The sequence below is a fragment of the Prevotella sp. P6B4 genome (assembly GCF_000619985.1).
Classification (GTDB): Bacteria; Bacteroidota; Bacteroidia; order Bacteroidales; family Bacteroidaceae; genus Prevotella.
The window spans coordinates 12196-24460 of record NZ_JHVE01000020.1; the positions used below are offsets into that span (position 1 = coordinate 12196).

10 protein-coding genes are annotated in these 12265 nt (G+C 46.3%); 1 reads left to right on the forward strand and 9 read right to left on the reverse strand.

Features of this window, described 5'->3' with window-relative positions:
• Positions 1 to 4 precede the first annotated feature (4 nt).
• Complete coding sequence (locus tag T491_RS17200) at positions 5 to 643, reverse strand: flavodoxin family protein (RefSeq protein WP_051523149.1); 639 nt, start codon at positions 641 to 643, stop codon at positions 5 to 7.
• Between the two features lie 191 nt (positions 644 to 834).
• On the opposite strand from T491_RS17200, the gene pepT reads away from it, so the two are divergent.
• Positions 835 to 2058, forward strand: a complete 1224-nt coding sequence (gene pepT, locus T491_RS0112275) for a peptidase T (protein WP_028904151.1) — start codon at positions 835 to 837, stop codon at positions 2056 to 2058.
• On the opposite strand, the gene T491_RS0112280 is transcribed toward pepT, so the two are convergent.
• The 8 genes from T491_RS0112280 to T491_RS0112315 form a co-directional block, all read right to left on the reverse strand.
• A complete protein-coding gene (locus T491_RS0112280; protein WP_028904152.1) occupies positions 2048 to 4306 on the reverse strand; it encodes a cation:proton antiporter in 2259 nt (752 codons plus the stop codon). The two genes, pepT and T491_RS0112280, sit on opposite strands and share 11 nt — an antisense overlap.
• A gap of 12 nt (positions 4307 to 4318) precedes the next feature.
• Positions 4319 to 7183, reverse strand: a complete 2865-nt coding sequence (locus T491_RS0112285; RefSeq protein WP_028904153.1) for a putative LPS assembly protein LptD — start codon at positions 7181 to 7183, stop codon at positions 4319 to 4321.
• Between the two features lie 70 nt (positions 7184 to 7253).
• The gene (locus T491_RS0112290) at positions 7254 to 7793 is read right to left on the reverse strand and encodes an HD domain-containing protein (RefSeq protein WP_028904154.1); all 540 of its coding nucleotides are present in this window, start codon (positions 7791 to 7793) and stop codon (positions 7254 to 7256) included.
• A complete protein-coding gene (locus tag T491_RS0112295; protein ID WP_028904155.1) occupies positions 7793 to 9574 on the reverse strand; it encodes an oxaloacetate decarboxylase in 1782 nt (593 codons plus the stop codon). The genes T491_RS0112290 and T491_RS0112295 overlap by 1 nt, the downstream gene beginning before the upstream one ends.
• A gap of 105 nt (positions 9575 to 9679) precedes the next feature.
• Positions 9680 to 10138, reverse strand: coding sequence for a preQ(1) synthase (queF, locus tag T491_RS0112300; RefSeq protein ID WP_028904156.1), 459 nt, complete (start codon positions 10136 to 10138; stop codon positions 9680 to 9682).
• Positions 10135 to 10830 (reverse strand): queuosine precursor transporter, encoded by a 696-nt coding sequence (locus T491_RS0112305; RefSeq protein ID WP_028904157.1) that lies wholly within the window; start codon positions 10828 to 10830, stop codon positions 10135 to 10137. The genes queF and T491_RS0112305 overlap by 4 nt, the downstream gene beginning before the upstream one ends.
• Positions 10831 to 10876: 46 nt before the next feature.
• Positions 10877 to 11869, reverse strand: coding sequence for a calcium/sodium antiporter (locus T491_RS0112310; RefSeq protein WP_028904158.1), 993 nt, complete (start codon positions 11867 to 11869; stop codon positions 10877 to 10879).
• 15 nt (positions 11870 to 11884) lie between these two features.
• Positions 11885 to 12265 (reverse strand): RNA-binding S4 domain-containing protein, encoded by a 381-nt coding sequence (locus tag T491_RS0112315; RefSeq protein ID WP_028904159.1) that lies wholly within the window; start codon positions 12263 to 12265, stop codon positions 11885 to 11887.

Consider the following 12265-nt stretch of genomic DNA (forward strand, 5'->3'; position numbering starts at 1 on the left):
TTTATTATAGGTGGGAGGCCATACGAAGACCTGCATCGTAGGCCGTTTGCATGTCTTGCTCCCAATGTTCATTACGCCATAAGAGTTTATCCTCGGCTGTTTCGGGCATAAAATCGTAAGGAGCGTAATTGGTAACCCACATGGTGTTATAGCTGAAAATGTGGTTGATATCGCAACCAGCCGATTCTAATACGCCCTCGAAAACCTGCATATTCTTACGTACATTACGTCCATCCTCAGGCATGCCGTTCATGGTGTAAATAATGGTGATGGGGAATTTCTTTGGAGCATCGAAATAGCCTTTCGTGTAACTAAGCCATGGGAATGTCAGACGCTCGAAAAAAGCACGGAGTTGGGCGCTTACCTCTCCAAAATAGATAGGGGATCCCAAAGCTACTCCGTCGGCCGAAGCACATTCTGCAAGAATGTCTGTTATGCCATCTGGAAACTGGCATGATGCTGTGGGCTGGTTCTTTAGTTTACATGACATACAGGAACGACAGCCCTTGTAGTCGATGTCGTACAATCGTACAATCTTTACATCGGCACCAGCAGCGCGGGCACCCTCAGCAAACTTCTCACACATAGTAGCGGTATTCATGTTTTTACGTGGACCACCATCAATGACCATTATTTTCTTCATACTCAGTTTTAGTCTTAGTTATGGATTCCAATATTCAATACTTATACGATGTCGCAAATATAAGGAAATATATTGAAACTTCCAAATTTTTTGAAGTGTTTTAATGATAAAATGACGAAAAACGTGTTGATGTTTGGTCAGCTCGGATTTTATTAGTAATTTCGCAGCCGCAACAATCAAAACGTTACATAATGGATATAACAGAAAGATTTTTGAATTATACACAGTTCGATACCCAATCTGCCGAGGATAGTGAAACTGTTCCAAGTACTTCGAAACAGCTGGTATTTGCTGAATATCTGAAGAAAGAACTTGAGCGTGAGGGGCTTTCGGATGTTGAGATGGATGAGAGAGGTTACATCTATGCAACATTAAAGGCCAACACCAAGGGAGATGTTCCAACCATAGGATTCATATCGCACTATGATACCAGCCCTGATTGTTCAGGTGCAGACATCCATCCACACATTGTGAAACAGTACGATGGAAGTGATATCCTGCTTTCAGAAGGTATTGTTAGTAGTCCGAAACGATTCCCAGAACTGCTTCAGCATATTGGTGAGGATCTGATCGTGACTGATGGTACCACACTCTTAGGAGCTGATGACAAAGCTGGAATTGCAGAAATTGTAGAGGCCATGTGTTATTTACGTGACCACAAGGAAATACGCCATGGCGATATCCGTATTGCATTCAATCCCGATGAGGAGATTGGTATGGGCGCCCATCATTTTGATGTGGAAAAATTCGGCTGTGAGTGGGCTTATACGATGGATGGTGGCGACGTGGGTGAGTTGGAGTTTGAAAACTTTAATGCAGCCAGCGCACGTGTACATATAAAAGGCGTAAGTGTACACCCAGGTTATGCGAAGGATAAGATGGTGAATGCCAATCTCTTGGCGATGGAATTTGTCACACTCCTGCCTGCTGATGAGCGTCCTGAGACTACAGAAGGCTATCAAGGATTCTTTCATCTTCTGGGTGTAGAGGGATCGGTAGAGAAGGCACAGATGCATTTTATCATCCGTGATCATGACCGCGAGCGATTCGAAGAGCGCAAGCGTACTATTATGAATGTAGCGGCTACAATGAACCAGCGTTACGGTGATGGTACTGTAGTAGTCGAGGTGAAGGATCAGTATTACAATATGAAGGAAATGATTGATCCGCAGATGCACGTTGTTGATTTGGTGCTTCACGCCATGCAGGACTGTGGAGTAGCACCTAAGGTGAAACCTATTCGTGGAGGTACTGATGGTGCACAATTATCGTTCCGTGGTCTTCCTTGCCCCAATATCTTCGCTGGTGGCGTTAATTTTCACGGACCTTACGAATTCGTAAGTATCCAGTCAATGGAAAAAGCCAAGAATGTGATTGTAAAGATCTGCGAATTAACTGCTGATTTTAACTGTTAAACAGGGCGTCGAGCGATTCTTGCTCGCCGACAACCCAGATGATATCGCCTTTGCGGAATCGACGGTTTGGATTGTAGGGGGAGAGGCTTTCCTTTCCCTCTTCAAGACCCACTACCATACAGCTGTACAAATCGCGAATGCGACTTTCTATCAGCGTTTGTCCAACAAACTTACTATCGGATCCGATAATAAGCTGACGCAACTTCATCTCTCTCTTCTCTAACTCGACATCAGGCCCAATCAGTTCATTTTCGATTGCTTCTCTAAATAAGGTAAACTGTTGGTCACTACCTATCACCTGTAGTACATCTCCAGGAAAAAGTATGTTATAGCCATCAGGAATATTAATGCGTCGACCACCACGCAAAATACTACTAATATGAACACCGTATTTTTTTCCAAGGTTCAGCTGTGCCAATGATTGCCCCATCCAATTGGAATTGTTGGGTAAGGTGAACTCGGCAATGTGTACGTCGCGATCTAATAATCTGCCTTCGTATAGCGGGCGTTTTTTGCCGTGTACCTGTGCTTCAATATCACGTGACCGCAGGTTTTGGATGAAAAGGCGTTCGAGTGTGATGCTACGGTGCTTGGCAGTACGTGAAAAGATGATGAGTACGATGACGATGAATCCGATAGTAATCATCAGCGCGTTAGTGAATCGGCTCAGATAGTTGCAAATGTAAAAGATAAAACTTACAGCAATTACCATGCGTACCAGAATCGTGAATAATAGCGGTAATCGATTACGGTTGCTTTCGGCCCATAATGCTTTCCACTCCTCGCTATGGTTTTTCTTCATGACCATGGCGCGTAGGAACGGTGCAATGAGTGTTACTGTTAATACACCTGTAATGGCATTGGCATACCAATGCAGTTCCCAACCTGGTAGTAGCTTGCGTGTAAACGGCAGTACAAATGTAAACATGAGCGCGATTGTGGCCGATGAGAGGATAGAGTAGATGATAGTGTTGAGCCCCATCTGTGTGAGTAGACTCTTCCACTTGCTTTCCTCTTGACTGTGTGTGTTGCCCATTGTCAACTGGTTGAGTGATCTAATCAACTTGTTAGGTATATGTTTCTCAAGTTTATCGTAAGCAGGGGTCGACAAGCGGATCATATATGGTGTCAGAAAGGTGGTAATGACTGATACTGCCACAACTACAGGATATAGGAATTTACCGATAACGCCGAGTGACAAGCCCAATGATGCTATGATGAACGAGAATTCACCAATCTGTGCCATAGAAAATCCACATCGTATAGCCGATTTAAGTGATTGCCCACCTAACATGAATGAGATGGTTCCGAACAGGCTTTGTCCCACGATAATTGTCAATACCAGGCATACGATGGGAATAGCATATTCCACGATAATTTTAGGATCTACCAGCATACCAACTGACACAAAGAATACTGCTCCAAACAGGTTCTTTACTGGCTCCACCAGTTTTTCAATCCTTTCTGCTTCAATGGTCTCTGCTAAGATGCTACCCATAATGAACGCTCCAAAAGCAGAACTGAAACCTACCTTGGTAGAGAATACTGCCATGGCGCAGCAAAGTCCTAATGATACAATGAGCAGTACCTCGTTATTAATCGATTTGCGTACTCGACGCAGAAACAGGGGAATTGCAAAAATGCCCACCACTAACCATAAAATCAAGAAGAAACCAATGCGCATGACCGACTGGAGTAGCTGGCCGCCATCGGGGTTGGCACCACTTGCCAGTGCACTTAGCATCACCATCATCACAATTGCCAGAATGTCTTCCAGAATCAGTACACTCATCACCATGCCGGCAAATTGCTGCTGTCGTAGCCCCAAGTCGTCGAAAGCCTTATAGATAATTGTGGTACTTGACATTGCCAGCATACCACCAAGGAAGATGCAGTCCATTTTACCCCAGTTGAATACGTGACCTACCACAATGCCTAACATCATCATGCAGAAAATGATGGTCATCGCTGAAATGATAGGCGAGGCACCCATTTTAAGGATTTTCTTAAATGAGAAATCAAGTCCTAAAGAGAACAACAGGAACATGACGCCGATATCCGCCCATAGGTGAACGTTGGCCATATCGACTACAGATGCCGTATATGGCATGTTAGGACTTACCAGAAAACCAGCGACGATGTAGCCTAACACCAAGGGTTGTTTCAGGCTTTTGAATATGAGTGTAACCACACCTGCCACCATCAAGATGAGTGCCAGATCTGCTATCATTGTAGGTAGTTCTGCCATATTATCAGGTTTTTAGTACCACTGCACAGCATTCGAGTAGCTCGAGCGCTTGTCGTATTTTAATGCATCGGTCAGAGTCGATGCGTTACAACGGAATGAGAAGTTATAACTGGTGTACGGAGCCAGTACCACAGAGCACGACATATTGAAACAATGCAGATCGCGTGAAAGCGATGCGGTAGTCATGGATATTTTTTTGTTGTCAAAATCGTAACCTGACGAGAATGAAATGTTCCAACCATCGCTGATGCGCAAGTTGCCACTCACATTCAGATTCTGTGTGAACTTGTAGGGATAGCGCATGGTGTTATAATTAAACTTGCTGAGTGTTTGGTCTTCGCGCATGGTGATACCATAGCCAAAACTCAGGCTCCAAGGCATCTGGAAGGCCATATAGCCGTCTTCGTCAGTCTCTGCCTTCGAGCCACCCTTGCGTTTGGCTCCATGTTTGGCTTTTTCCATATCCTTGTCTACGTTTGTTTCTACATCGCTGTCCCACTCGTCATCATCGTTCTGACTGCTACGGTTTTTGTCTTTCTTATCGTCAACCTTTTCGCCTCGTAAGCGTTTGAAGAACTTGGCGATCTTTTCGTTATTTAGTGTGTATGACAGATTCTGCGATATACCTTGGAAGCGACCTATTTTTCCCATGCCCCAATACGTCTTGGTGTCTGATACTCGTGGAGTTGCTCCCACACTATCGGCCTCGTAGACATACGATGCAAATACGGCGTTGATATTCAGCGTATAACTCTTAGTGAGTTTCAGGCGTAAAGAGGTTGAAAGATCACTCCATGGGCGAACTTTGGTAGACATGTTATATGACATTGACATTCGCAACTCATCAATCAGCGATATCTTCTTGAAACCTGTTGAGTCATCATCGCTCTTCACTTTCATTTCAAGATTCTGTGAGAGGTCTAATGATATGCTTCCCGTCTTGCCTTTACCTGGTACGCCATAGGCACCAATCTGATAGGGGGAGTACTCTACCATTGTTACGTTACCATCGGCATCGGTCTTTTGATACTGCTCATAATAGCCGTATCGAGAGGCGCTGAAATCAGGAGCGTAGCTGTAACTGATACTTGGTGTGACGACGTGGCGGATAGCTTGGATCTTGTCACCGAAAATCTTACGATTGGGAATCCACATACCGTACAGTTTTGTAGAAGCACTCAATGAGAGATTCCAGTTATAAACGTTATAGAATCCGCTAAGTGTGTCGACTACTTCACGCTGGTGTTCAGTATCCCATGATTTATGTGTCTTGCTGAAATATGTTCGATCGGTAAAATTGAAAGAGGGATTCACATTCAGGTAGCCAAACAAAGTGAAGTTGCCACTAATGGGTATCACGTGTTGCATGCCGTTCTTCCAGTCTTTTGACAGTGAAGAGTGCATGAGTTTACTTTCTTTGGTATTAATCTCGTTCTTGAACTGTCCACGGTACTGCACTGACAGCTTTTCATACCAACGCTCATCACCAACTCGTTTCTTACGTTTGAAAGGGTAGAAACGGGCAATGGTGATGTTCAGATCAGGTAGTGTCATTGAGATGCTTGAGTCACGCATATTTTGGTTCAGGTTGGCGGTCGAACTCAATGTCATACCAATGCTCGAGAACGTTGTACTCCATGATACAGAAGAGGTTCGTGTAGACTGTGTGAGCGATTGGGGATTATACATTGATGACAGATTATTGCGCTCATAGCTGCTGGTAGCAAAGTTTACGCTGGCAGAGAGCTGCGAATAAGGATTTGCCTTGGCATCCTGACGGTGACTCCATTGGATCTTAAAGCTTGTCTGCTTCGAGTAGTCGGGCATGTTCTTTTCGCCGTTGATAGTATTCTGATAGCTGGCATAGAACGAACCGTTGTATCGGTAACGCTTGCGGTAGTTGGTTGCTGCCGATAAGCCCCATGAACCTTTTGTGTAGATTTCACCAATCAATTTCAGGTCCATCTTATCGTTGATGGCAAAGTAGTAACCGCCATCGCGTAGATAGAAGCCTCGTTCAGTCTCGTCGCCGTAGGTTGGCATAATCAGTCCGCTTGAATAGCTTTTGGTGAAGGGGAAGAATCCGTAAGGGATAGCCAGTGGCAGGGGTACATCGGCTACAACCAGATAGGTAGGTCCGAATACAACATCCTTGCCAGGACGAACCTTGGCACGCGACATGGCCAGATAGAAATCGGGGTGTGGATCATCGCAGGTGGTGTAGCGACCATGTTGTAGGAACATTTCTCCGTTAGCGCCACGTTTGGATAATTCGCTGGTTAGATAGCCATCATCCTGCTGTGTGTACACGCTACTGATAAGACCTTTTTTCGTTTTGAAGTTGAATGCCATCGTATCACTTTGATACTCATCGCTTCCCATTTTGAAAACAGGTGTTCCTGTCAATTCGTTGGTGGTGGTATCAATACTACCAGTGGCGTGAACAAGACTGCTGTCAAGGCTCATGTAGATCTGATCGCTCTCTAAGTCCATGTTCTGATACTTTACCTTCGAGTCTCCATATAGATGTGCCAGCCCCGAGGCGGCATCGTAAGTCAGAGAATCTTCGGCAGAGTACTCCACAGGCGAATCAATACCATTTTTGCGACTTTTGTTGATGCTATCCTGTGCCAATGAGTCGTCAACAGCTTTGTTATGACGGTATATGGCAAGTTGGATGGAATCCATTGTTGTGGTATCCATGTGATTCTTGGCAGTCTCTGTAGTCTTCTCAAGGATCGTAGATGCCGAATCAACAGGGATACTATCATTATCTCCGGAGCTCTTCTGAGTTTCGGTAATCATTTTCATGGGCACCTCCGCCATCATCATCAAGATAGCGAAAGCGAACACAACCAATACTGATTTTCTTTTCACGGCTGCAAAATTAATAATAATTTTGCGATTTCTTCTATAGATAGCAGAGATTATTACAGTTTATTTGTTTTTATTCAAACAAATCAACCCATTTTAGGAATTTCTGCACACCTTCTTGACCGAATTTCTCCAAACTTTGTGCTGTTTCGACTACAGTACGTTCATGTTCGATGTGTGATTTTGAATAGAATTTGTCGGCATAACAAACTACTTGTTCTTCCAATACATCTGGCTCGTAACTACGATCCAAGGGTAATGGTAGTTTTCTTGTTTCTATCTGTTCGCGCGACAGCCCTGTTCCTGTATGGCGTTCACATACTAACGCATGGCGTTCGAAACCTTCTTCACGTAGTATCTGTCCACCGATATAGCCATGGCAGATGTAGGGGGCTGTTCCGAAACATTGGATGTTGGGCGCATTACAGCGGAAGATACCGATGTCGTGCAGCATGGCAGCTTCTTCCAGAAATTCTTCATCCAGTCGTAATTCCGGATGTGCTTTGGCTATTTTCAGACATCTGTCGGCAACTTGACGACTATGCAATAAGAGTATCCGTCGGAGTTCATTCTCCGACGGATAATACTTGTCTATAATCGATTGATAATCCATTATGCTTCGCGCTCAATCCAGGCGATGGTGTCGCCCTGACGAATGTTCTGACCAGGCTTAACGCTGATATCAACCAGCTTACCACCCATAGCGGCAGGGATTGATACAATCTCGCCCCACTTGGTCTGCAGATAACAGAAGGTGTCGCCCTCCTTGTACTTCTGACCGATGAATGGCTCAACGCATGGTGCCAGTACACCTTCGCCACCGAAGCCCCACAACAGCTGACCAGCCAGAGGAGCCTTTACAGCGTCGGCCTTAGCATGCTTGATAGCGTCGATCTCTTCCTGCGAAATCTTCTGACCACCACCCAGCTTGGCATCCTTAGCCTTCTGGATATCAGCCAGCAGCTGCTTCTTAGCCTGACCGCTCTTGAATGGACGGTACTGCTCAGGGTGCATAGCCAGCTCGAACAGCTCCTCGTCGTCCTGTCCGTAATCCCAACCGTTCTCGTCCATCTCCTTGCGGAAGGTATCGAGTGAGTTCTCCAACAGCGTGTGAGGATCGGCATCGGTGAACTTAAGACCCTTCTTCTCGGCCAGCTCAACCAGCTCGGGAGCGATTGTTCCGGGCACCTTACCGCTCTTACCAAGAATCATACCCCAGATGGCATCGTCCATCATCACGTAACGACCCTTACCCTGCTCCATGGTGAGGAGGTTCATCAGAGCGATATTCTTAGTGTACTGAGAGAATGGTGTTACCAATGGGGGATAACCTACCTTTGGCCATACGTACTCAACCTCGTTGAACAGCTTAACCAGCATATCGTCCATAGTGAGTGCGTTCTCACCCTTCTTCTCGCGTTCCTTATTAATCATCTTCTGGATAGGACCAAGATCGGCCATCATAGATCCCATCATACCACCAGGCAGACCGCAACCAAGCAACAGTGATGACATGTGCTTGTTAGCAGGGTTAATGAAGCAACCCAACCAGTCGTCGATAAACTCCTGAGTGAGTGTACGTGCCTGCATATAGGCGTTCATATCCAGATCGGCCACCTCGAAGCCCTCGTTCTTCAGCATAGAACGAACCGAGATGATATCTGGGTGAACCTTACCCCATGACAGAGGCTCGATAGCAGTATCGATTACATCGGCACCGTTGTTACAAACCTCGAGGATAGAAGCCATAGACAAACCAGGACCTGAGTGACCGTGATACTGAATGATGATATCGGGGTGCTTGGTCTTGATGGCCTTGGTGAGCTGACCCAGCATAGCAGGCTGACCGATACCAGCCATATCCTTCAAACAGATTTCCTCGGCACCAGCAGCGATTACCTCGTCGGCGATAGCAGCATAGTACTCTACGGTGTGAACAGGCGATGTGGTTATACACAGTGTTGCCTGTGGTGTCATGCCGCCCTCCTTGGCCCATTTGATACTTGGGATGATATTGCGGGTATCGTTCAATCCACAGAAGATACGAGTGATATCTACACCCTGAGCATGCTTGACCTTATACATCAGCGCACGAACATCATCGGGCACGGGATACATGCGAAGTGCATTCAGGCCACGATCCAGCATGTGGGTCTTGATGCCAACTTCGTTAAAAGGCTTACAGAATGCACGAACTGCCAGATTGGGGTTCTCGCCAGCCATCAGGTTCACCTGCTCAAAGGCTCCACCATTGGTTTCTACTCGGGCGAAACAGCCCATGTCGATAATGGCGGGCGCAATGCGTTCCAGCTGGTCTTTACGAGGCTGGAATTTGCCTGAACTCTGCCACATGTCTCTGTAAACGAGACTGAATTGGATTTTCTTTTTTGCCATATTTCTTAAAGCTAATTTTCAAAATTTGAATGCAAATATAGCACTTTTTCCGCACATAGCGGCAAAAAGCCCTGCAAATTTTATATTTTTTTGCAGGGCTCAATATTAAAATGAATGTTTATACAATCGCTCTTCAGCCAGTTTCTCGTACTTGGTACCGGGGCGACCGTAGTTGGCGTAGGGGTAAATGCTGATACCGCCACGTGGTGTGAATAGGCCAATCACCTCGATATACTTGGGATCCATCAGTTTTACCAGATCCTTCATGATCACATTCACACAGTCCTCGTGGAAATCGCCATGGTTACGGAAACTGAACAGATACAACTTCAGACTCTTCGACTCTACCATCTTCTCGCCAGGAATATACATGATCTTAATCTCTGCGAAATCAGGCTGTCCGGTAATGGGGCAGAGTGATGTAAACTCAGGGCAGTTGAACTGTACCCAGTAGTCGTTCTCGGGGTGCTTGTTCATGAATGTTTCAAGCACTTCGGGTGCATAATCACTCTTGTACTCAGTCTTCTTACCGAGTGCTTGCAATCCTTCTTGTTCTCTCATCATAATTCCTTAACTTTAAAAATGTTATATTTCACATCCTCGTCGTACACATCCTCGTGGTCGTGCTTCTTGGTAAAGTTAACCACACGGATGGTTACAGGAAGTGCGATGATTTCGTAAACCGTCTTCAGTGTTACCTGTGTGATAACCAACGAAGGCATCTCCTCCCAGGGAATTACGCCACCCAGTGCCAGGGGGAAGAAGATGATAGAGTCGGTAAGCTCGCCCCAGATAGTACTCATCACGGCACGTGCCGAGAAGTTCTTACCATTTGAGTTCAGCTTCATCTTACTCATCACGTAGGCATTCATAAACGATCCTGCCAGAAATGCCAGGAACGATGCACCTGCAATACGTGGTGCCAGGCCGAAAATCTGATGGAATCCCTCTTCGCCGTGCCAGTAAGGTGCACCAGGAATCCAGTCGGCGATGGCGCCAAACACCACAAACATGAAGTTCATGGCGAATCCCAGCCAGATAAGCAGGCGTGTGCGGCGGTAGCCCCACACCTCGCAAACCACGTCGTTGATGATGTAGCTTACAGGGAACACAATCAGACCTGCAGTCATGTTGGCGGGTCCGAACGAAATCTGTTTTGTCTCTAATACGTTTGCCGTAATCAGGCATACGCAAAACAGTATGCCGTACATCATGAACAGCACACTAATTCTCTGATTTTCTTTTAATTTTTCCATTATTCTTGTTTTGTTAAAGGGGGTGTTCAAGTACCCCTGTTATCCATTATAATAAGTATAAAAGCCAGCCCATGTATCCCAGGAATGCCAGAATCAACAGCCATCCTTCTCTACGTGATACGTAGTATTTGGTGATGGCAAAAATCCACATGAGGCCGATGCTGCACAGCATCATCATCAGGTCGACAATGGTGATACCTATGATGCGCATAGGGTGTATAACAGCTGTTACGCCCAGGATGAGCAGGATGTTATAGACGTTCGATCCGATGACGTTTCCGATGGCTAAGGCAGCGCGCCCTTTATAGGCTGCAACTACACTTGTTGCCAATTCGGGTAGTGATGTGCCGCCGGCTACAATCGTTAGACCTACAACGCTCTGTCGGATACCAAAGCGGTGAGCCAGATAGGTAGCGCTGTCAACAAACAGATTACTGCCTCCAATCAGGCAGGCAAGTCCGATTGTTATCCATGCCAGATTCTGCCAGAGGTGTGAATAATCGCGGGGCTCCTTCTCACGTTCTATGCCAAGTTCTTCCTCCCTGCTTGGCAGTAATCCTGCTTTTCCTGCCATTTGGAAGGTGTAGATCAGGAAAGCTATGAATCCTATCAACAGGATGATGCCGTCAGATCGGCTGATTTCGTTGCCCCAGAGGTGAGGTGAGTCCATATCGTCGAAACACAACATGAACAGCAGCAATGAGGCTCCGATGGCGAAAGGGATATCCTTCTTCACCGTGTTGGATGCTACGGCGATAGGCGCAACAGCAGCGGAGCAGCCCACAATGAGCAGGGTGTTAAAGATGTTTGACCCTAACACGTTACCAACGGCTAAGTCGCTTGTGCCTTTGAGGGCGGATACCAGACTCACAAACAATTCTGGTGCCGATGTACCTGCGGCTACGATGGTGAGACCGATTACAATTTCCGGCACACGCATGCCACGTGCCAGCGACGAAGCGCCTTCTGTCAGTCTGTCGGCTCCCCAAATGATGAGGATGATGCCAACAATAATCAATCCGATGTTGATAAGTGTCATAACACGATGAACATTTTATTCCATGTCGTTGATAAATGCATCAAGACTGCGGCGATCTTTCTTGGTAGGTCGCCCAGTACCTCGTGCACGATCCACAAACCCGCTGATACGGGTCATCTCCAGTAGTTCATACTGCTCGGGAGCAGTCACGTTCTCGTAGATCTCAGGCAGGAGTTTGGCACCCACTCGCTGCTCGATGGTTTTCAGAATACGGAAAGAGTAGGTGATGGGTGGTTTACGGACATTGACAGTCTCGCCGACTTTCACCATACGTGAAGGTTTGACGTTAACCCCCTCGATGGTAACGCGTCCATTCTTGCAAGCATCAGCAGCAATCGAACGTGTCTTGAAGATGCGTGATGCCCATAGCCATTTGTCAATCCTTGCTTCTTCCAT